24 protein-coding genes are annotated in these 21,718 nt (G+C 45.6%); 7 read left to right on the top strand and 17 right to left on the bottom strand.

From position 1 onward, the window contains the following. Positions 1-16: 16 nt before the first annotated feature. Positions 17-544, top strand: coding sequence for a dihydrofolate reductase (locus tag AXE82_RS08175; protein WP_007115148.1), 528 nt, complete (start codon positions 17-19; stop codon positions 542-544). A gap of 92 nt (positions 545-636) precedes the next feature. Here the strand turns inward: AXE82_RS08175 and AXE82_RS08170 are convergent, their stop codons facing one another. From AXE82_RS08170 to AXE82_RS08155, 4 genes are all read right to left on the bottom strand, one after another. After that, positions 637-1,125 (bottom strand): hypothetical protein, encoded by a 489-nt coding sequence (locus tag AXE82_RS08170; protein ID WP_062333498.1) that lies wholly within the window; start codon positions 1,123-1,125, stop codon positions 637-639. Positions 1,126-1,271: 146 nt separating this feature from the next. Further along, on the bottom strand, positions 1,272-2,846 hold the full coding sequence (gene lnt, locus AXE82_RS08165) for an apolipoprotein N-acyltransferase (protein WP_062333495.1): 1,575 nt from the start codon (positions 2,844-2,846) through the stop codon (positions 1,272-1,274). 52 nt (positions 2,847-2,898) lie between these two features. Further along, a complete protein-coding gene (locus tag AXE82_RS08160; RefSeq protein WP_062333491.1) occupies positions 2,899-3,798 on the bottom strand; it encodes a CBS domain-containing protein in 900 nt (299 codons plus the stop codon). Between the two features lie 157 nt (positions 3,799-3,955). Then, positions 3,956-4,429: a YcgN family cysteine cluster protein gene (locus AXE82_RS08155; RefSeq protein ID WP_062333488.1), complete on the bottom strand. Its 474-nt coding sequence runs from the start codon at positions 4,427-4,429 to the stop codon at positions 3,956-3,958. A gap of 217 nt (positions 4,430-4,646) precedes the next feature. Between AXE82_RS08155 and AXE82_RS08150 the strand changes: the two genes are divergently transcribed. Both AXE82_RS08150 and mutY read left to right on the top strand, forming a co-directional pair. After that, positions 4,647-5,387 carry a dienelactone hydrolase family protein gene (locus AXE82_RS08150; protein WP_062333485.1) on the top strand — a complete coding sequence of 247 codons (741 nt, stop codon included), beginning with the start codon at positions 4,647-4,649 and terminating at the stop codon, positions 5,385-5,387. A 169-nt stretch (positions 5,388-5,556) separates the two neighbouring features. After that, a complete protein-coding gene (gene mutY, locus AXE82_RS08145; protein WP_228140529.1) occupies positions 5,557-6,855 on the top strand; it encodes an A/G-specific adenine glycosylase in 1,299 nt (432 codons plus the stop codon). Here mutY and AXE82_RS08140 read toward each other — a convergent pair. The 4 genes from AXE82_RS08140 to AXE82_RS08125 all read right to left on the bottom strand — a co-directional run bounded on the left by AXE82_RS08140 (position 6,838) and on the right by AXE82_RS08125 (position 10,960). After that, positions 6,838-7,626, bottom strand: coding sequence for a uroporphyrinogen-III synthase (locus AXE82_RS08140; RefSeq protein WP_062333479.1), 789 nt, complete (start codon positions 7,624-7,626; stop codon positions 6,838-6,840). The genes mutY and AXE82_RS08140 overlap by 18 nt on opposite strands. 19 nt (positions 7,627-7,645) lie before the next feature. Further along, entirely contained in the window at positions 7,646-8,605 is a 960-nt protein-coding gene (gene hemC / locus AXE82_RS08135) for a hydroxymethylbilane synthase (protein ID WP_062333477.1), read from the bottom strand. Positions 8,606-8,773: 168 nt separating this feature from the next. After that, positions 8,774-9,511: a LytR/AlgR family response regulator transcription factor gene (locus tag AXE82_RS08130; protein WP_062333475.1), complete on the bottom strand. Its 738-nt coding sequence runs from the start codon at positions 9,509-9,511 to the stop codon at positions 8,774-8,776. 270 nt (positions 9,512-9,781) lie between these two features. Continuing rightward, positions 9,782-10,960: a histidine kinase gene (locus AXE82_RS08125; protein ID WP_062333471.1), complete on the bottom strand. Its 1,179-nt coding sequence runs from the start codon at positions 10,958-10,960 to the stop codon at positions 9,782-9,784. A gap of 81 nt (positions 10,961-11,041) precedes the next feature. Between AXE82_RS08125 and argH the strand changes: the two genes are divergently transcribed. Genes argH through AXE82_RS08110 form a run of 3 tightly spaced genes read left to right on the top strand, consistent with a single transcriptional unit; the run spans position 11,042 to position 13,086 of the window. Beyond that, complete coding sequence (gene argH / locus AXE82_RS08120; protein ID WP_172460512.1) at positions 11,042-12,418, top strand: argininosuccinate lyase; 1,377 nt, start codon at positions 11,042-11,044, stop codon at positions 12,416-12,418. A gap of 1 nt (position 12,419) precedes the next feature. Beyond that, on the top strand, positions 12,420-12,764 hold the full coding sequence (locus AXE82_RS08115; RefSeq protein WP_062333465.1) for a gamma-glutamylcyclotransferase family protein: 345 nt from the start codon (positions 12,420-12,422) through the stop codon (positions 12,762-12,764). Positions 12,765-12,798: 34 nt separating this feature from the next. Next, positions 12,799-13,086 carry an oxidative damage protection protein gene (locus AXE82_RS08110; protein ID WP_007115982.1) on the top strand — a complete coding sequence of 96 codons (288 nt, stop codon included), beginning with the start codon at positions 12,799-12,801 and terminating at the stop codon, positions 13,084-13,086. A 126-nt stretch (positions 13,087-13,212) separates the two neighbouring features. On the opposite strand, the gene rplS is transcribed toward AXE82_RS08110, so the two are convergent. The 6 genes from rplS to AXE82_RS08085 form a co-directional block, all read right to left on the bottom strand. After that, positions 13,213-13,593 (bottom strand): 50S ribosomal protein L19, encoded by a 381-nt coding sequence (gene rplS / locus AXE82_RS08105; protein ID WP_062333462.1) that lies wholly within the window; start codon positions 13,591-13,593, stop codon positions 13,213-13,215. Positions 13,594-13,716: 123 nt separating this feature from the next. Then, positions 13,717-14,487, bottom strand: a complete 771-nt coding sequence (trmD, locus tag AXE82_RS08100; protein ID WP_062333459.1) for a tRNA (guanosine(37)-N1)-methyltransferase TrmD — start codon at positions 14,485-14,487, stop codon at positions 13,717-13,719. Between the two features lie 140 nt (positions 14,488-14,627). Then, positions 14,628-15,185, bottom strand: a complete 558-nt coding sequence (gene rimM / locus AXE82_RS08095; protein ID WP_062333456.1) for a ribosome maturation factor RimM — start codon at positions 15,183-15,185, stop codon at positions 14,628-14,630. Between the two features lie 34 nt (positions 15,186-15,219). Then, complete coding sequence (gene rpsP, locus AXE82_RS08090; RefSeq protein ID WP_007115987.1) at positions 15,220-15,477, bottom strand: 30S ribosomal protein S16; 258 nt, start codon at positions 15,475-15,477, stop codon at positions 15,220-15,222. Positions 15,478-15,678: 201 nt separating this feature from the next. Next, positions 15,679-15,852 carry a hypothetical protein gene (locus AXE82_RS12120; protein ID WP_174901006.1) on the bottom strand — a complete coding sequence of 58 codons (174 nt, stop codon included), beginning with the start codon at positions 15,850-15,852 and terminating at the stop codon, positions 15,679-15,681. Positions 15,853-15,879: 27 nt separating this feature from the next. Further along, positions 15,880-16,986: an RNA-guided endonuclease InsQ/TnpB family protein gene (locus AXE82_RS08085; protein ID WP_062333454.1), complete on the bottom strand. Its 1,107-nt coding sequence runs from the start codon at positions 16,984-16,986 to the stop codon at positions 15,880-15,882. 271 nt (positions 16,987-17,257) lie between these two features. On the opposite strand from AXE82_RS08085, the gene hisA reads away from it, so the two are divergent. Next, positions 17,258-18,007, top strand: coding sequence for a 1-(5-phosphoribosyl)-5-[(5-phosphoribosylamino)methylideneamino]imidazole-4-carboxamide isomerase (hisA, locus tag AXE82_RS08080; RefSeq protein WP_062333451.1), 750 nt, complete (start codon positions 17,258-17,260; stop codon positions 18,005-18,007). A gap of 28 nt (positions 18,008-18,035) precedes the next feature. Here the strand turns inward: hisA and AXE82_RS08075 are convergent, their stop codons facing one another. The 3 genes from AXE82_RS08075 to AXE82_RS08065 all read right to left on the bottom strand — a co-directional run bounded on the left by AXE82_RS08075 (position 18,036) and on the right by AXE82_RS08065 (position 21,576). Next, positions 18,036-18,653, bottom strand: coding sequence for an alpha-ketoglutarate-dependent dioxygenase AlkB family protein (locus AXE82_RS08075; RefSeq protein WP_062333448.1), 618 nt, complete (start codon positions 18,651-18,653; stop codon positions 18,036-18,038). 1 nt (position 18,654) lies between these two features. After that, positions 18,655-19,539, bottom strand: coding sequence for an alpha/beta fold hydrolase (locus AXE82_RS08070; protein ID WP_062333445.1), 885 nt, complete (start codon positions 19,537-19,539; stop codon positions 18,655-18,657). 171 nt (positions 19,540-19,710) lie between these two features. Beyond that, positions 19,711-21,576 carry an ABC transporter ATP-binding protein gene (locus AXE82_RS08065; protein ID WP_062333442.1) on the bottom strand — a complete coding sequence of 622 codons (1,866 nt, stop codon included), beginning with the start codon at positions 21,574-21,576 and terminating at the stop codon, positions 19,711-19,713. Between the last annotated feature and the right edge of the window lie 142 nt (positions 21,577-21,718).

The raw sequence follows: 21,718 nt of genomic DNA, 5'->3' as shown, positions 1-21,718 counted from the left end.
ACAATAAGGATAAATCATGAGTTATTCTAATGTGGAAGTCGCCCAAATCGTGGCGATGAGCCAAAACCGCGCCATTGGCAAAGACAATCAATTACCTTGGCACATCTCTGAGGACTTGAAACATTTTAAAAAACATACCAATGGCGGTATCGTGATTATGGGTCGCAAGACCTTTGAATCCATGGGCGCAAAACCCTTGCCCAACCGTACCAATTTTGTGATTACCACCAATTTGGATTACCAAGTGGATGATGATGCCGTCATTGTGATGCACAACCTAGATGACGCACTGACCCAAGCCTCATCGCTCGCGCATGGTAAAGGTTTGCAAACGATTTGGGTGATTGGTGGTGAAAAAGTTTTTCAACAAGCCCTACTGTTTAGTGATCGCTTAGAAATAACCCAGGTCGATACCGTGATTGACAACGCAGCGGCGTTTTATCCAGAGATTACCAGTGATTTTGTTAAAACATCAGAAAGTGAAAAATTCACGGATGAGCAAAGCGGGTTGAGTTATCAGTTTGTCACTTACCAAAAAGCTTAAGCTTGACAATGGCGACTTAGCGCACAAAAAAACCACGTTATCTAACGTGGTTTTTTTATGTATCTGTGGTTTTTTATTTAGATATTGATGTTTTATTTTGATTGTTCTTGAGATTTGACCGCTGAGGCAACAGGTGGTGCGATATTTGGGGTTTCACCTGTTTTGGCTTTAATCTCTGCTTTGGCTTCAGCCGTTGAGGCATTACGCGCTTCAATGGTCGATGTTTTTGCAGTAGCCGTTGGTGCAGAAGATGGCGTCATCGAGGCATTATCTGGGCTGGCAACCGTGGCATTTGGACCTGTTGCGGTGTCTGCATTGGCAGTGGCGGTGGTGGTTTCACCCGCCGCAGGTGAGGTTGCCGCAGGCGTCGAACCTGCTGGTTTGGCAGCGGCAGCAGCAGATGCAGCAGCTTTGGCTTCCACTTCAGCATTGAGTTTTGCAACGTCGACATGGTTACCAGCGGGGCGAACAATTGCTGAAATAAGGATTAATAAAACCAAGCCTAGAAACGCTAAAATGCCAATTAAAGCGTAACTAAGTTCTTTTTTGACATTGTTTTCCACGACTTCATGATGAGCCATCGTAAACCTCACTGTAAATCATTGGGGCAAGAGTTGTTGAATCTAAATGAATTCAAGTCTAATTTTTAACTATTATACGGAACTTTGTAACCATTATATACTAAATTTTTGCAATGGGTGACAAAACCTTACTGTATCTAAGGTTTTTAACGTGTTTTACGAATCAGCCAACTAATCAGTAGCAATAGCGCTGCCAGTGCCAAGATAGGATAACTACCCCAGCGCATAAATGGCGTATTGCCAACGCGCGATTGAATTTCACCCCGTAGCACCGTGCGTTCAAAGGCTGGCGCTTTGGCAACAATATTGCCTTTATCATTGATAATGGCGGTCACGCCTGTATTGGTCGCGCGCATAAACCAGCGACCGGTTTCAATCGAGCGCATTTGCACCATTTGTAGATGCTGTAATGGACCTGCCGATGTGCCAAACCAGGCATCATTGGATACGGTCAATAAAAAGTCGGTATTTTTGGCATTGCGGCGGGTGGTATCAGGATAGGCGACTTCATAACAAATCGCCACGCCAACTGGGTGGTTTTTGACTTGCAAGGGCGCTTGGTGCGCAGAACCACTGCGAAAACTCATGGTACCGCTCATCAAGTTTGGCAATGCCCAATCTAACATTCCTTCAAACGGGATATATTCGCCCACGGGTACCAAATTTTGTTTCTTGTATAAGCCTTTGGCATCGGCGCCCAAAGCAATCACACTGTTGTAAAATGGCTCGTATTTATCAACCTTTGGGTCGTATTCATTGACATCCACATACGGAATACCGGTGAGCCATGCGCTATTGCTTTCGCGGGCTTGGGCAGCAATTTGGCTGATAAAGGGCATGGCGTCGGTTTGAAACATCGGAATTGACGACTCTGGCCATAAGATAATGTCCTGACCCCATTCTGTTTTACTCAAGCCTGCATAGATACCCAGTGTTTGGATTTGGTATTCTTGCAGCCATTTTAAGTCCTGCGGAATATTGCCTTGTACTAAGGAGACTTTCAGATTTGGCGTGCCTTTGGGGGTCGTCCATTGCGGGGCAATAAGCCACAGCGCAACGCTTGCCAGTAACATCACAGACGATGGGATTAAATAACGGTATTTTTTTCGCGCCGCTTCCACCAGACTGGCTGAGACGAACACCGATACAAAGCTTAGCGCCAACACCCCAAAAATTGGGGCAAGGCTGGTCAGCCAAGGCTGCGCCGTATAAGCATAGCCCACAAATAGCCAAGGAAAACCTGTAAATAGCCAGGTCTTTAACCACTCTTGTACCACCCATAATGACGCAAAGCTTAGCGGCTGTTTCGCCACGAAGCGGTTAAAAATGACCGCTAAGGCGCCATGAAACAATCCCATCCCCAAGCCAACAAAACCAATCATCAGCAAGGCTAACAAGGTAGGGGTATCACCATAGGTATGAATCGAGGTAAACAACCAAAACGCGCCCACGCTCCACAATCCCATGCCATACATTTCACCGAGCCAAAACGCCCGCCAATTTGACATTGTGGGCAATAACAGCCAATACAGCACCAGTGGCGATAACAGTGCCACTAGCCAAAAATCGTAAGGCGCTAACGCGAAGACAAATGCCGCACCTGCAAGCCAAGCCAGCACCAGTTTGGGTAACAGGGGCTGTTTGGTATTTGCAGATTTGGTACTCTCGTGATGAGATTGTACAGAAAGTTGCTTTTTTAGGGACTGGGTAGTAAGACGCATTGGCGAGTATTGCCTTTAGGGTTAAACGGTTTTGCAAACATAAGTAATTGGACTAATCGTCGAGCTGATTATACCCTTTAACCAGTTCAATTTCTTGGATAAATCGACCATCTGCTGACAATACCGTCAAACGACAATCGTCAATAAAGACGGTTTGACCCAATACCTCATTGACTTCGCCAAGCTCTTGCATGACCAGTCCACCCATACTAGTGACATCCTCACTATCAAAATGGGTACCTAGCTGTTCATTACAGTCTGAGACTGAGGTGATGGATTGCACAATCCATGTGTCAGGCTGGTTTGGCACAGGCACTATATGATTGATATCGGTATCTTCTTCGATGTCGTCATGCTCATCGATGATATCACCGACAATTTCTTCGAGTAAGTCTTCCATCGTCACCACGCCTGATGCCACCCCAAACTCATCGATGACGATTGCCATATGAATTTGATTTTTTTGAAATAGACGCAGCAGGTTGTCAGAACGCGCAGTTTCACTGATATAAATTGGCTGACGTACAATTGCCTCAAGATTGAAATGGTCAATGTTTTGACCTTGCGCCTTGGCGACCAAAAACGGAATCAAATCTTTGGCAAGTAAGATACCCATCACTGTGTCTTTGTTGTCATCGATAAATACAGGATAACGCGAGTGGGCGGTTTCCATATAGAGCGACATGATATCTTGCAAGTTTTGGTGCTGGATGATGCCTGCAACGTGGCTGACAGGGGTCATGATTTCTCGCACTTGAATAGCGGGTAAATCTAGCACGCCCTCTAACATATCGACGGTGTCGGGCGCCAAAAATCGACGCGAATCATGTACCAATTTGACTAGTTCATCACGGGTTTCAGGGGCGGTAGATAGCCAGCGTTTCAGACCGCGTGACCAGCTACTGCCTTGTGGTTTGTTTGACAGGTGTGAACTCGAATTGTCGTCTGACATAGCCGACGAGACCCTCATATGGCGAAAGATTTTTTTACCTTACCTTAACCCCATGATGATTGCAATGGTATTTTTCTTAATTTTATTGTATTTTTGGCTGATTTTACTCACCCATCAGCTTGTTCATTACTAGTAAAGCCTCGCATAACCAAGCGCGCTATTGGCGAATCCAATGGATTACCCGTTGTTCTTGCTCTAGCTCAGAGACTTCTGTTTCAGACTGACAGCGTCCCGCCACGCTGATATTTTTTTGGCGCATCATGGCTTGTGTCAAGGCGGCATCTTGAGTAAGTAATAAATGCCAGCTTGGTAGGGGTTGTCCGTAATACAAGCGTTTGTAGGCGCAGCTTGCCGGTAGCCAGTACATCTCGCCTATGTTATCGATGGTTAGGCTGATGCAGTCGGGCACATAGTCGCGCCTTGTTGGGTAATGCTGGCAAGCCCCTGTGGCACAATCAAGCAGTCGACAGGCGACATCACTGTATTCAACTTCATCGGTGTCATCGTCTTTAAATTTAATCAAACAACACGCCCCACAACCATCGCACAAGGCTTCCCATTCAGCTTGGGTCAATTGTTCTAACGAAAATCGCTCCCAAAATTGCGGGCGTAAGGTAACAGATTGGCTCATTATTTTTTCAACTTTTGGCTTGTGTAAAACAGTGACAGTATTATAACGGAAAATGCGGTGCTTTCAGTATACAGTAATGCCTGTATTAACCGTTGCACTGACTTGCCACGCTCTGAGTAGCGTATAAAGTAACGTATGAATCCAGCGTTTTTATAACGCCAGCTTTTTATAACAATAGCAATCAATCATATCATTTACCGTAACATAAGGATGCATGATGCCAATTCAAATTTTACAACTCGAATCTACCACCAGCGATGGCGTGGAGCTCAAAAGCTATGTCTGTCTACCAGAATCAGCTAGCCATGACAACCCTGCCCCAGCGATTTTGGTGGCGCCTGAATGGTGGGGCGCCGCCGCGCACCCACAAAAAGCCACTGAGCGTTTAGCCGAAGCGGGTTTTGCTGCCGTCGCCATGGATGTGTATGGCGAAGGTAAACTGACCACAGATGCCGCCCAAGCCAATGAATGGATGAGCCAAATGCTCGCTGACCAAGACATGTTGATGGCGCGCTGTAAACTCATTATGGATGACTTTACCGACCTCGAAGCGGTTGACAAAAACCGTCTGGGTGCGATTGGTTTTTGCTTTGGCGGTAAAATCGTCTTAGACATGGCGCGTGAAGGCTTCCCACTCAAAGCAGTGGCGACTTTCCACGGCAACCCTGACCCAAAACAACCGGCACAAAAAGGCAAATTCACCGCCAAAGTGTTGGTGGCACATGGTGAAGCCGATAGCATGGTGTCAATGGATGCCATTGAAGGGCTAAAAAAAGAGTTGGACAACGCCGATGTAGAGTACACAGTCGATGTGTACGAAGGTGCCAAACACGGCTTTACCAATCCTAATGCTGACAAACGCGCCGAAGAAAATGGCGTGGACTTAGGCTATGATGCCGATGCGGCAAAAGCCAGCTGGGATGAAATGATTGCGTTTATGCAAGACAATCTTGTATAACATATAGCCGTTGCATCCTAACAGCAAAAGCAATATCCATGACGATATTGCTTTTTTTATGCCTATGTCCTAGTTTGAGTGCAGCTTTGTTAAGTCTGTTGTCAGTCACTATTGAATACTAACCAGAAAGTCTTATATAGCTATCACGATAGTAACCCGATGGTGAATTTTGAACGCACATCCGAACACCAGCCACTCAACGATGCCAAGTCCCAATCAGCACTTAAGCCACAATTATACCAAAGCGCATACCGAAACACATACCGAAGCGCATACCAAAGCGCAGCTTGATAGTTTTGCACCGCGTATTTTGACCTGGTTTGACCATAGCGGGCGTCATGATTTACCGTGGCAGCGGCATCAGCTTGACACGCCAGACCCCTATCCGGTGTGGTTATCTGAGGTTATGCTACAGCAGACCCAAGTGGCGACGGTAATTCCTTATTTTGAGCGATTTATGGCAAGTTTTCCCACCGTGCAGGATTTGGCAAACGCATCTTGGGAGCAAGTCGCTGAGCACTGGGCAGGACTGGGTTACTATGCGCGTGCCCGCAACCTGCATAAAGCTGCCAAGCAGCTGGTGGATATCATCGAGCAAACTGGCAAATTTCCGCAAACGGTTGCCCACTGGGAGCAGATTTCAGGGGTGGGTCAATCTACGGCAGGCGCGATTGTGGCGATGGGTGTCAGAGCTGACCAATATGGCGGTGACAGAGGGGTGATTTGCGATGGTAATGTCAAACGTGTGCTGACCCGTTGGGCTGGCATTGACGGCGATATCACCAAAACTGCCACAACCAAAGCGCTTTGGCAACTCGCCGAGCGCCTAACACCGAACCGTGATAGCGGGCACTATGCGCAAGCGATGATGGATATGGGTGCGACGCTATGCACCAAAGCCAAACCTGCCTGCCTACTGTGTCCCGTGCAAGCCGACTGCGTGGCAAATGCCCAAGGCAAGCAAAGTTTTTATCCGGTAAAAAGCAAAAAATCACCCAATCCCTCTAAGTTTTCGCTAGCGTTAAAGCTGGTTTGCGATGACAAAACCTTGTGGCTACAACGTCCTGACACTGGGATTTGGGGTGGACTGTGGTGTTTACCATTGGCCTTTGTCAAAAAACAACAGGGGGCAAAAAACACAGAGGCGCCGCTACTGGCAACCTGGCAGCAAGAGTCAACATTTGAAGCCGAATATAACACCGCTGAGCAGATTATTTTTGCGTTCTTACAAGCCGAGCAACTGCTAAATATCCAGCAGGTTAATTTAGATAGCCCTGATACTGTCAAACATAGCCTTACCCATTTTCATTGGTTTTTGACCCCGCTCATTATGACGCTGACGATTGACCAGGGTATGCGGCTGACGCAAACTCTGCAACAAGCGCTGCAAACGCTGTCATGGGTAGATGATTCAGCGCAAAACAGCTTAGCCAAACCGAAAGCCATGCAGCTATTGGTGAGTGGTTAAAGCTTGTAAAATTGTCGCAGGCATTAAGTCAGGGATAATAGTTATGTTAAGATTGGCCTGCTGTAATAACATTTGCTCTGCAATACGCGACTGCAATACCAAATAATAACAGCTGGCAGCCATTTGAGTGTTTGCTGTTAGTTGTTGCCAGTTTTGCCAGGCGGTCAAACTTGAGATGAGTACAACGATGGGTTGGTTGTGGCTCTGCGTTTGCTGCCAAACCGCAAATGCTTGGGTAGTTGCGCTTGGTAAAACCCGTTGGTACAAGTTTAGCAAATGTACTTGCACACCTTTTGCCGCCAATGTATCCGCCAATAGTTCTCGCCCGCCGATGCCGCGCCATACCTGCAAGTAATCGCCTTTACCAAGCGATTGGATTACCGGCAAATTCAATAGCCCTTCATTGTTTTGCGCGCGTTTTTCATCAGGAAAAATAATGGTAGGTGGTGGCAACTCTGTGAGCTGCTGCCAGGTTTGGTTAAAGTAATTTGCGGTTTTGTCACCCACCGCCACCCATGTAATCTTTTTGGACAATTCCGTTAGCTTGACTAAGGTAGCAAGCCTCGCTAAGCCATACTTTACTGCCGCTTCGCTGACTAGCACCACCACTTGATAACGGTCAATCGATTGTAAACCTGCCTGCTCTGCCACTGTCATCGGCTTTTCTACCAACGTCAACAGCGGCAGGTCAATCACTTTAACGCCATGCTGACGCAAAAATAGACTTAGCGGCTTGGCTCGCTGATCAGGTCTGGTATTGATAAATTGCATGGGTAGGAGGATCTCAATATCAGCCGTCTTGATAAATCTGTGCCAAGATTTTGTCCGCACCTTGTGCAATGAGCGCTTCAGCCACCACCACGCCCACGGCTTCGGCAATTTGCTCAGACTCCCGTGCGTCATCAACTAACGCGTTATGATGCTCTGCTTTTAACAAGGTTTTACCATCTACACTGCCGACCCGACCCTGTAAATAAATTTGTCCATCTTGAATGGTAGCAAAGCCTGCAATCGGCACTTGGCAACCACCCTGCAAATGACGATTCATGGCGCGTTCTGCCATCACGCATAGACGGCTTGGCTCGTCATTGAGTGGTTTTAGTAGTGCAAGCACATCGGCATCATCACTTCGGCATTCAATGGCGAGCGCACCTTGTCCGACCGCTGGCAGACTGATATGCGTATCAAGTTCATGGCGAATACGATCGGTAAGCCCCAAACGCGTCAAGCCACTGGTTGCCAAAATAATGGCATCATATTCACCTGCATCTAGCTTGGATAGGCGCGTGCCTACATTGCCGCGTAGGCTGATAATCTCTAAGTCAGGACGATATTGCTGAATTTGGCATTGACGGCGTAAACTTGATGTACCAAGTTTAGCCCCTTGTGGCAACGCATCTATACTCTCATAGTGATTTGATATAAAGGCATCGGTTGGCTGCTCACGCTCACAATATGCGCCAAGCGTCAGACCTTCAGGGAGCACCATGGGTACGTCTTTGAGCGAATGCACGGCGATATCAGCACGTTTTTCATACAAGGCTTGCTCAAGCTCTTTGACAAATAAGCCTTTGCCGCCGATTTTGGCTAGCGGGGTATCTAGGATTTTATCGCCTTTGGTGACCATCGGTACTAGATTGACGGTCAGGCTTGGGTACAGCGCTTGCAAACGCGCTTGGATGTGTTCGGCTTGCCATAAGGCAAGCGGGCTTTGGCGAGTGGCGATATTTAAAGTCGTTAACGTAGTCATAGCAGTGTCTTTTTTAGCATTCGATAAAAATGCCTAACTCTCTAAGCTAGGCATTTGTCAGATGGGTATCTGTCAGTGATTCAGCGAGTTAGGCAACAGTATAGCAAAATGTCAGGCTAATTACTCTTACGACTCATTGAAGTAGACGCAAACATACGAAAGCCTACGCTACATTGATTGGATTTTATCCCGTAGTAATGGTAAATGACGGCGGCTGATGGCAAGCTGGTCAGGCAAACCTTTGAAACGAACTTGGTACTGACCTTGGTCAATCGCTTCAAGCATTTCTAGGTAGTTAAGATTGATTAACGCATTGCGATGTATACGAAAGAACGCATCCCCAAATTCTTGTTCAAGCTCTTTGAGGGTTTCATCAATTAAAACCGTGCCACCTTTATGACGGATTTGCACGTATTTTTGGTCCGCTGTAAAGTAATAGATATCTTGCAGCGCAATCAGCTCCACCCCGCGATGGGTACGCGCTGCAATATGCTGACGATTGGACTGTGCTAACGGGTCTTCTAATCGACTGATTTCATTGAGCTGTGCATTACTAAGCAATGACGCTCTTGATAGTACCTGTAACAACTCTTCTTTGTTGGCAGGCTTTAGCAAATAGCCAATCGCATGTGCTTTGAATGCGGCAATCGCATAATGGTCGTACGCGGTCACAAAAATAATGGCGGGCGCATTATTAAGCTCATTGAGCTCTTGGGCGCAGCGGATACCATCCATTCCTGGCATCCGAATGTCTAACAAAATTACATCGGGTGCGGTTTCTTTGACTTTTGCAATGGCCTCAATACCTGTGGCTGCCAGGGCAATTACCTCATGTCCCTCTTCTCTTACGATACGTGCCAACCTCTCTCGGGCTAGTGGCTCATCGTCACAGATCACAATTCTCACTGTTTACTCCTTTGCTCCTTTGAGGTCAAAAACACATGCCTTTAACCCTACAAATCTTACGTACTTCAAAATCTTATGCCAAATCCAACACAACCTCTTTGTGAGCAATCAAACCCTTATAAAATAGCGCTTAACTGATTAGATAAACTAATAAACGCATTGTTTTAAGTAGACGCAAATTAATATACCATAGTTTGTTAGATAAAATGTGAAATGCCGCGTCAGATTGGTGACTTTTTTATGCCAATTCCGACTAACAAAATAAATGGGCTAAAAAGCTGCGACATCCTTAAGGGGGTAGCGAATTTGAGTGATTAACAATTGACCAGATAATTCAAAGTGAATACTGGCTTCATGACCAAAGTACTGACGTAAAATTGCCACTTGGCTATTAAACTGCAGTTTTTGGCGAATATCTTGACAAATCAGCTGATACGTTGTTGCCGGTAGCTCAATTTCGATATCAATTTTGGCAACATCGTTTTGCCAATCGATACTAATAATAATGTGAATGGGGTCGGTGCTGTTTTCAACAATCAGTACGATCAGTTTTTCAATCACTATTTGTAGCGATAATGAGGTAATTACCATGTCATAGAGCAAATCTTCATCGGGCAAATGCCAAGTTACTTTCAGCTTTTTATCAAAACGGTATTTTTCGATGCTCAAATAGCTTTCGCATAGCTCCATCTCATCAAGTAGCGCAATCTCACGCGTTTCATCAAAGCTCACCCGATACAGATTCGAGATATGACAAATCATTCTCTCGGCTTCATACGCATCGGTTTCTATCAGATATTGCATAGTATTGAGTAGATTAAAGAAAAAATGCGGGGTGATACGCGCCTTTAACTGCTCGTTTTGCTCGATGAGTTTTTGTTGGGTACGCAGTTCAGCGCGGCGAATATTTTGATACTGTATCTCAAAATAAGTGAGCAGCACCGCTATCATCAAAAAAGTAAACAAAGTATTCGCAATGGTTTCTAATATCAGCGCATTTAAACTGACTTCATAGCCGAGCGTAAAGAATAAAATCAACCGACCTAGCAAGCTCAGTACCGGCACGATAATAAACGAAGTCGATAGCAGATAGGCGGTAATTTGTTTTGAACGCCAATTAAATTCTTTGAATTTTTTGGCAGAATTCGCCACAAAAACCATTTCACCCGTCACAGTTAAGATAGTAATGACCACCGTTTCAATGCTATGGCGGATAATCAAACTGATATCATTAGTAAAAGTTAAATAGGTTAAAATCGAAACCAGTGAAAAAAACGCGATATAGCTTGCCCATAGTTTAATGGTCTGTTTTTCGCTCAGATTGGGCAGGAAAAAAGTGCTGGTGAGCGGCTCTTTAATCCGCTTGAGTGAAATTTGTGAGGTATCCTCAGTTTTTGCTATACTAGCCCTAGATTTTGCAGAGGGAATTAGCAGCTCTAGCAATCTCATTGTCTTTATTCCTTTCACACTTACACAAAAAATGGACGTATTATGAGCAATCAAATTTCCGCTGATTCTAGCACATCTAGTATGTGGGGTGGACGTTTTAGCGAAGCCACTGACAGTTTTGTCGCTGAATTTACCGCGTCTGTCGGATTTGACCAACGTTTTGCCAATCAAGACATCGCAGGCTCGATTGCTCATGCCACCATGCTTGCCAAAGCGGGGATTATCACCGAGGCAGACAAAGACCAAATCGTTGGCGGTTTGACCCAAATCAAACAAGAAATCGCCGATGGCAAATTTGTGTGGTCGGTGGCGCTTGAAGACGTGCACATGAATGTGGAGTCTCGTTTGACCGCTATTATTGGCGATGTCGGCAAAAAACTGCATACGGGACGTAGCCGTAATGACCAAGTCGCGACCGATATCCGTTTATATCTGCGTGACCAAACCGATATTATTTTAGGATTACTAAAACGTCTACAAACGGGCTTACTGGATTTGGCAAGCCAGCATACCGACACTATCATGCCAGGCTTTACCCATCTGCAGACCGCGCAGCCTGTCAGTTTTGGTCATCATGTGATGGCATGGTTTGAGATGCTAATGCGTGATAGCGAGCGCTTGATTGATGGTCGAAAACGTATCAACCAAATGCCCCTAGGCGCCGCAGCGCTGGCAGGTACGACTTATCCGATTGAGCGGGAATTTACTGCCGAGCTTTTGGGTTTTGAAGGGATTTGCCAAAACTCGCTGGATGCCGTATCCGACCGTGATTTTGCCATTGAATTTGCCAGTAGCGCAAGCCTGTTAATGATGCACTTGTCGCGTATGAGTGAAGAAATCATCTTGTGGATGTCAGCGCAATTTGGGTTTGTGGTCGTCCCGGATCGTTTTTGCACAGGCTCATCGATTATGCCACAGAAGAAAAATCCCGATGTGCCAGAGCTGGTACGAGGTAAAGCTGCCCGCGTGTTTGGTGATATGATTACCCTATTGACCTTGATGAAAAACCAACCGCTGGCTTACAACAAAGACAACCAAGAAGATAAAGAGCCGCTATTTGACGTGGTAGATACTTTAACCGGCTCCTTACTTGCCTTTGCTGATATGCTACCAAACTTGATTCCAAACAAAGAAAATATGCGTGCCGCGACCATGAAAGGGTATGCGACCGCCACCGATTTAGCGGATTATTTAGTCCGTAAAGGCTTAGCCTTCCGCGACGCGCATGAAGTAGTGGGTAAAGCAGTAGCGTTAGGTGTGCAAAAAGGCGTAGATTTGAGTGAATTATCACTCGATGAGCTTCAAAGCTTTAGCGACTTGATTGGTGAGGACGTATTTGAATATCTGACCCTTGAAGGCTCGCTCAATGCCCGTAACCACATCGGCGGTACAGCGCCTAATCAAGTCAAAATGGCGATTGAGCGTGGGCGTGAGCGTATCGAACAATTAGGTCATTAATATGCCAAAACTATTCTCGTATGGCACATTACAACAAGAAAATGTACAGCTTGCTACCTTTGGGCGTACACTGGTGGGTAATAAAGACCAACTTATTGGCTACCAGTTGGGTGAAATCGAAATCACCGATGAAGATGTGCTCGCCACAAGTGGCAAACGTTTTCATCCGATACTACTTAAAACCAATAATCCAACCGACAAAGTGGCAGGTGTGATTTTTGACATTACCGATGATGAGCTTGCCCAAGCCGACCGCTACGAAGTCGATGCCTACGCACGAGTAGAAGGTCATTTTGACAGTGGCGCTACTGCTTGGATTTACGCCGATGCAAGCGACTTAGACTAGCAACTTAGACTAGCAACTATTAACAGGATAAAAAATGGAAACTTATAACCCCGCTGACCACATGGTCATGTGCCGTAAATACAAACAAAAGCTACCCAAAATGCCAAAACCGCCGTTTCCTAACAAGCTGGGTGAAGAACTGCAAAACACCGTGTCTGCCAAAGCGTGGAACGAATGGTTAGAGCACCAAACCATGCTCATCAATGAAAATCACTTAAGCATGATTGACCCAGAAGCCAAAAAATTTATTACCGAGCAGCGCAATAAATTTTTGGATAATGAAGATTACGAACGCCCAAAAGGCTGGACAGCGCAAAAGTAAATAATCGCTAACAACAAAAAACCCCAAATAGATTTATTTGGGGTTTTTGCTTTTTTGGTGTTGATTAAACCATGACAATCAAAGTTTAACCCATTTAGGCAAATAATAAATAACGCAGTTAAAGACTTAAGCTTGCGCTTCTTCTTTACGCACTGACAGTTTTTCACGGATACGTGCTGATTTACCAGAACGTTCACGTAGGTAGTAAAGTTTGGCACGGCGTACATCACCACGACGTTTTACTTCAATTTTTGCAATTTGTGGTGAATGGGTTTGGAACGCACGTTCAACACCTACACCGCTAGAGATTTTACGTACGGTAAACGCAGAGTTTAAGCCGCGGTTACGTTTAGCGATAACAACACCTTCAAATGCTTGTAGACGCTCACGGTCGCCTTCACGCACTTTTACTTGTACGACAACAGTGTCACCAGGACCAAAACTTGGTACGTCTTGCTTAAGCTGGCTATTTTCGATTTGTTGAACCAAAGGATGTTTGTTACTCATGAGATTTTCTCCTCTCACTGGGGACAGAGGCTAAGCTGACTAAAGTTAGTTGATGTCAGCAAATGCGCATACTCCCCGCTAATTTTATGTGTCTTGATAGCAATCGACACGATTAGGCATCCGTCAAGTGGATGAATCTGGGTTGCTGTCTTTAGCAGATTGCGCTGCTTCTGTCAGCCATTTTTGTTGCTGTTTGGTTGGCACAAATGCCTGCCACAAATCAGGACGTCTTAGCTGGGTGCGTGTTGTCTGCTGAATAAATCGCCACTTGGCGATATTGGCATGATGCCCTGACAACAGCACGTCAGGCACTTTCATCCCTTGAAATTCAGTCGGTTTGGTATATTGTGGACAATCGAGCAAGCCATCCACAAAGGAGTCTTGCTGCGCCGATAAATCATCGCCCATCACATTGGGCAATCGGCGTATCACACTATCCATCAATACCATCGCGGGCAATTCGCCCCCTGTGAGCACATAATCACCAATTGAGCATTCGATATCGACATACTGACTCAGTAGTCTTTCATCGATGCCTTCATAACGACCGCATAACAAAATCAAGCCGTCATATTGGCAAAAATCAAGCACCCCACTTTCGCTCAATGTCTTGCCTTGTGGCGACAAATACACCACAGGACAGGTTTTACCGCGCGCATTGGCTTGCGTTTTGGCGTAGTCGATGGCTTTTTGTAACGGCTCTGCCATCATTACCATACCAGGCCCTCCACCAAACGGACGCTCATCGATACGCCGATAATTGTCTGTGGTAAAGTCTCTTGGGTTAATCAGCAAGATTTCCGCTTGCTTGCGAGCTAGCGCCCGCCCAGTGATGCCAAAATCAGTAATACTAGCAAACATTTCGGGCAAAATGGTTATCACCGCAAAAAACATACGCTACACTCACTTTAGCTTGGCATTAACAACGCCTTGTTGATTGACAACTCCCATCGAATAAATGCTAAGCACCCATCAAGGACGAACACGCAACGATTAATCATCAATGCTAGTTATCAATGTTTAATAATCACTGTTTAATAATCACTGCCCCAATCAACCATCAGGGTTTGCTTGGCTAAATTTACCTCGCCAATGGTCTGTTTGTGCCAAGGAATCAATCGTTCTTCACCATCCACACTATCAGCAGTCGGCTCGACTACCATAATGGCATGCGCCCCTGTTTCAAACAGCTCTTTTACTCGTCCTAAAATGACATTTTCTGACTGGCTAATCACCGTCAAACCAATCAAATCTGACCAATAATATTCGTCTTCTGCAAGCTCAGACAGATTGTTTTTTTCTGCCCAAAGGCTCACGCCAAACATGGTTTCTGCGATATTGCGGTCGGGCACTTCGTTAAGTTGTACCACGTAGCCTTTACCTTGTTGTCGCCAGTTTTTTACCGTTAAGGTCTTTTGACCCATGGCAGTATTGATGACCCAAGGCTGCATATGAAATATCGCTTCACGGTCTTCAGTAAAGCTAAATACCCATAGCCAGCCATGAATGCCATAAGGCTTTTTTAGCTCACCGATTTTAAACAGCGATGCGTTAGCCTCATTGGTATGCAAGTCTGTCGGTTGTTTTGCCATATTAAAGTCCGCTCTACTTAATTTTTATAAAAAATTAAGCCGTTGCTTGTGCTTTGCTAGCTGCTTTAAATAAAGCGGCAACACGGTCAGAAGGTTGGGCACCTTTGTTGATCCATGCTTGGTAAGCGTCAGCGTTGATGCGTAATGGCACTTCTTGACCTTGCGCTAGTGGGTTAAAAAACCCGATGTTTTCGATGTAACGACCGTCACGGGCATTGCGTGAGTCGGTTACCACGATTTGATAAAATGGGCGTTTTTTCGCACCACCGCGTTGTAAACGGATAACTACCATAATGTTCTCTCTGTGAATGCAATCAATTGAATCTAGTTCAGTGGTTAGAGCCTAAAAGACCCAAACAATTGAAAAAACGGTATAAATACAGTTTTAGCAAAGTTTAGGTACACCAAAAAGGGCAGTAGTTTAGCATATTTTTATCAAAATCAATAGCTTTTTGGGCTAAATTTTGACTTTTTATATTTAGCGCAAGTTTAATCACATTAAAGCTACGTCATCACCCACAGGTGACCAAGCGCCGCCTGTATTGGCGGCGATCATAATAAGACCTGCAAAATACCATCGCATTTTTTGGTCATTGATGATTTTTGACACCAGTGATACCATCACAATGGTGGTGGTTAATATGTTATGCTCAAAGGCAATCGCCATGTACCCTACTTTGACTTCCTCCCCTTGCTAAAGCAAGGGGATTCCTTCTGCAAGACGGTTAAGCCCAACCGCAAGAATGTTCCGACTGGCATTGATATCTCTATCATGCCATGTGCCACACGAAGCACATATCCATTCTCTTATTCCAAGCGATTTTCTACCTTTCGGACTATTGGCGGTGATTTCACCGCAACACGAACATCGCTGGGTCGTGTATCTCTCATTCACGATTTCAAAACGGCAACCTGCGTTCTCGCATTTGTAGGTCAGTTGTCGTTTCAGTTCAAACCAGCCTGCATCGTAAACCGATTTGGCGAGTTTGCCTTTTTTACTATTAAATTGATTACTCTGAATATCACCGACCACGATTAGGGCATTGTCTTTGACTAATTGGGTGGTAAATTTATGGATTAAGTCTTGGCGTGTGTTTTTGATTTTGGCATGGATCGCTTTGACACGCTGTTTGTTTTTGGCACGTTGGGCGGTGGCTAAATCTTTGGCATATTTGAGCGTTTGCTTGATGGTGAGTTTGTCACCGCTTGAGGTAGTGGCACTGTCTTTAAGCCCTAAGTCAATGCCTACGCTACCCGTTCCGCATTGTGTCTTGGGGTAGTCTTTGACGGTGATACAGGCATACCAACGGTTACGGCTGTCTTGGACGATTTCTAGTGTGTTAATTTGATATAGGCTAAGGTTGTAGCTGTCCCATAGGTCAATGACTAGTTTTTGTCCTTTGGCTAAACTAAGCTGTAAGGTGGATTTTAAGCCCTTTTTGCCTGTTTGGTGGGTAGCAATGTGTTTGATGGCGGATTGTTTAAAGGGTAGCCAGCCTAATGATTTACGTTTTGAATTTGGGTTGTTGGTTCGCCATGATAACTTAGCTTTTTTGAATAGTTTTCTAGCTTTGGCGTGGGTTTCGTTGATGGCTTGAATGGTTTGCGAGTGTAAACCAAGTAACTCACCGCTACCTTTGGTGTATTCGTTTAGGTCGTAAGCACTAAAGAATTTACCAGTCTTTTTTAGGTGTTTGTAACTCAAGTCATTGACGTAGTTCCATACGAAATTGACCGAACCGCTTAGGCGGTTGAGTTTATCATTATGTTTGTCTCGTATGCGTAGCTTGAGTGTTTTCATGCAAATTATTTTAGCAAAATTTATGCAAGCGTTATAGTGTATGAGTTGCCTTATATCCACCACCTAAAGTCGGTGGTTTTACGGCAACGGCTGATAAAAACCCCTGCTATCACCACGTATAACATTATCACGACCCCTGGTATGCTGATACGCAGATGCAAAATATCTTAACCTTAGTTGGCATTATACGGTAAAATTATCGCCAAATTCTAGCGACACGCATTTTGACCGCCCTAGCTCAATTTGCGCCAACTGACAACAGGACAACCCCATGACGACGTTATCAACTACGCCAACTTTAATTATCCCTGCCATTGACCTCAAAGACGGCAAATGTGTGCGCCTAAAACAAGGGCGTATGGAAGACGATACCGTATTTAGTGACGACCCTGTCGCAATGGCAAGCCGCTGGGTAAAAGAAGGCGCTCGACGCCTGCATTTGGTGGATTTAAATGGTGCTTTCGATGGCGTGCCGGTGCATAAAGACGTCGTCACCGCGATTGCCAAAGCCTACCCAAATTTACCCATTCAACTTGGTGGCGGTATCCGTAGCCTTGACACCATCCGTCATTATTTAGAAGCAGGCTTGACCTATATTATTATCGGTACCAAAGCAGTCGAACAACCTGAATTTGTTGAACAAGCGTGTCAGGAATTTGCCGGTCATATCATTGTGGGTATTGATGCCAAAGATGGCATGGTAGCGACGCATGGCTGGGCAAATGTGACCGATGTCAAAGCGGTGGATTTGGCAAAACGCTTTGCCGATGCAGGTGTATCTTCTATCGTCTATACTGATATTGCGCGTGATGGTATGATGCAAGGCGTCAATGTCGAGCAAACGGTCAACTTGGCAAAAGAAGGCGGTATTCCGGTGATTGCCTCGGGTGGGGTGACGGATTTACAAGACATCGAAAATCTAAAACCATACAGTGATTATCTTGAAGGTATTATTACAGGGCGTGCCATTTATGAAGGTACTCTCGATATTGCCGCGGCGCAGGTGCTTCTTGATAGCTAGCAGGCGCTACTCGATAGCTAAATGATATTTAATTCGCTATATGACGGAAGGTCAGATTAATTCTACCTTCCGTTACTTTTTTGGTTTTAGGCAAGCTGTGTAACCAATGGCGCTGGGTTTGTCCGCGCATGACAATGAGCTGTCCATTTTGCAAGGGAATCTCGATTTTTTCCTTGGTGATGCGGTGCTTGAATACAAATTTACGGGTTACCCCTAATGAAACAGACGCGATAATAGGCTCATTGCCCAGTTCGCTTTCATTATCGGCATGGTAGCCCATACCATCATCGCCTGTGGGGTAATAATTAAACAAACAGGCGTTAAAATTTGCGGTTATATGTTGCTCAGCCAGTAGCAATTGTATGTGCTGTTTTAATGCCCAAACATCTGCTGTCCAAGGCGTTGCCGTCTTACGTTGTCCAGAATAGTGATAATCGTTTTCACTCATCCACACGATTTGGCGGTGGGTGACATGGGTTTTGCCAAAAATTGTGACAACGTCATGCTGCCAAGGTAGCTGCGTTAAAAAATGCCGATAAAGCGCATTGGGCTCATCAGCGGAGTCTTCAAAAACCTGCCCAAAATCATTGACAATGCCATCGTAGGGTAATAAATTCTCATTGGGATTGGCGGCAAATAAACTCATGTTAGCTGGTCAAATTCAGTTTTTGAAAAATGAGCTTGGCGCATAATTCTGGTGCTTCAAGTGGCAGTAAATGTCCATAGTCATTGAGCACCGTCATTTGCTCATTGGGCACGAATTTATCCCACATTTGGCGCACTTGCTGACTGATAAACATCGACGGCTTACCGATGATTAACTGCACAGGCACTTTGTTGTCGGCAATAAGCTGTTGTAACGGCTTCATAATCAGCGGTGTACCAAAATAATTGGCGAGTTCTTGCTTGGGTGAAAAACGTAACGTGAGTTTACCCTGCTCACCTGCCTCTAGACTATTTTTAGCATAGGTTAAAAGGTGTTCATCGCTGATACGTTTGTACGCTTTATGACGGCGAAGAAACTGATAATACGCATCCACACTGTGCCAGTCGGCTTGTTTGACTTGGGTACTTTTAAAGGGTTCTCGGGTCATTTTCACCACGCGTGGCACTAGGCTGTAAAGCTTGCCTTGCTGGTTGGTAAAGGTAACAGGCTCAAGCAAATAAAGCGCGCTAAACAAATCTGGGCGTTTGGCGGCTGCGATAGTGGCGGCTGTTGCCCCTTGTGAATGCCCGATACCGATGACGGGCTTGCCGTCTCGCTCTGCTAGGGTGGCTTGCAAGAACTCAATCAAGATATCGGCGTCTTGTTCCCGCGTCAGCGCGTTTTCGGTCGGTTTATCGTACCATTCGCCCCGCATGGTCAGCGCAGTGATGTTAAGATGTTGCGCTAAGTCTCTTAAGAGTGGCTCATACACCCCTAAAGCAAAGCCGTTACCGCCGTAAAAATGGGCAGTCTGGCTGGCGGTGGGGTTTTTGATGTTATAATATTTGGCGTTTTTGCCGTTTAGATTGATGCGTTGTTCTTCCATGCCAATTGTCCTAATTAATCACTTTTTTAGCCACTTTTTAGTGACTAAAAGGTGACTTGATTACTTGGTTATAAGACCCAGTGAAAAGTTATGACTAAGCCTTTTGTGGCTTAGCATTCACGCTTGCCGTTGGGTGGTATCAAATCTAGCGTAAGTTAGCACTGCCTTTATTTAATCATCTTCGCCAAGAAAACCGCCACTTTGTCTTGCCCATAATTTGGCATACACGCCATTTTGAGCTAAGAGCTGGGCATGGCTACCTTGCTCGACGATTTGCCCTCTATCCATCACCACCAATCTATCCATCGACGCAATCGTCGATAATCGGTGGGCAATTGCAATCACCGTCTTGCCTGCCATCATATCGTTAAGGCTGTCAGTGATGGCGTATTCCACTTCGCTATCGAGTGCCGAGGTCGCTTCATCCAGCAGTAGAATCGGGGCATTTTTGAGCATCACACGGGCGATGGCAATGCGCTGGCGTTGTCCGCCCGAGAGCTTGACCCCTCGCTCACCGACTTGGGTATCCAAGCCGACATTGCCTTTGGCGTCACTTAAATGTTGGATAAACTCCCACGCATGCGCTTGTTTGGCGGCGCTGATGATTTCTTCATCGGTGGCATCTGGGCGACCATAGGCAATATTTTCTCGCACGGTGCGGTGCAGTAATGAGGTATCTTGAGTGACCATGCCGATTTGTTGGCGTAAGCTCTCTTGGGTGACATCGCTGATATTTTGATTATCAATCAAAATCGCGCCACCATCGACATCATAAAAACGTAGTAGCAAATTCACCAAGGTTGATTTACCTGCCCCAGAGCGTCCCACTAGACCGATTTTTTCACCTGCTTTAATCTCAAGGTTAAAATCATCGAGTAGTTTTTGCTTGGCATCGGCATCATTGGTTTTATTGCCACTGCGACCATAATTAAAATCGACATGGCTAAAGTTGATTTCGCCTTGCGTGATGATTAAATCCCTAGCATTCGGCTTATCTACCACGGTATGCGGTTTTGACAAGGTTTTCATGCCGTCCTGCACGGTACCGATATTCTCAAACAATGCCGCCGTTTGCCACATTATCCAGTGGGTCAAGCCGTTAAGACGCATCGCCATCGCAGTCGCTGCCGCAATCGCCCCTACGCTCAGGCCGTTGTAATACCATAGGTACAAGCCGAGGGCTACCGTAGTACCGACCAACACCACATTAATCAAATGATTAACCAGCTCAAGGCGGGATACCCAGCGCATTTGCTCATGCACCGTACCCAAAAACTGGCTCATCGCATCTTTGGCATAGGTCAGCTCACGGCGAGAGTGGCTAAATAATTTTACCGTCGTGATATTGGCATACGCGTCCGTAATCCGCCCTGTCATCAAGGCACGCGCATCGGCTTGGCGACTGGCAGAGTTTTTAAGCTTGGGGATAAAATACGCCACAGTGGCAAAGAACATCACCATCCATAACAAAAATGGGATAAGTAACCAACTGTCCAGGTTAAATAAGATAATGCCACTACTGACAAAATACACCAATACATACACCAGCATATCGGCAATGGTCATAATGGTATCGCGCACCGCAAGCGCGGTTTGCATCACCTTGGCAGACACCCGCCCGGAAAACTCGTCTTGATAAAACTCCATGGATTGACCGAGCATTTGACGGTGAAAACGCCAGCGCATCTGCATCGGGAACACGCCTTGCAAGGTTTGAAAATGAATCAGCGAGCTTAAGCCCACCAAAATCGGGCTGACCACCAACACGGCCGCCATCATTAGCAAACTATCGCCTTTTTCTGCCCACAGATGAGCGGGCGTATAGGCACCCAGCCAATTGACGATATCGCCAATCCACTTGTACAGTAGCGACTCATACACGCCTATCAAGCCTGTCAAGAACATGAAGGCAAAAATCCAACCGCGCAGACCCTTGGTACACGCCCACAGAAACTTCAAAAAATTATCCGTTGGTAGGTTGTAATTGTCTTCTGGATAGACTTCCAGACGATTTTCAAAAAAACGAAATAAACCCATAATTGATTATCAGTAGTTTAAAATTATCTGTGTTATTTTAGCAGATATTGAGGATTGATAGCAGGGTTGCTGACGGCTAGCTACAATCCTTTACATACAGGTAAACAATTTTCAACTTAATCCTAAGCGGTAGTTATCAAAA

Source organism: Moraxella osloensis (genome assembly GCF_001553955.1).
Taxonomy (GTDB): Bacteria; Pseudomonadota; Gammaproteobacteria; order Pseudomonadales; family Moraxellaceae; genus Faucicola; species Faucicola osloensis.
Note: the sequence above shows the minus strand (reverse complement) of the source record. Positions and strands in the feature narration are given on the sequence as shown.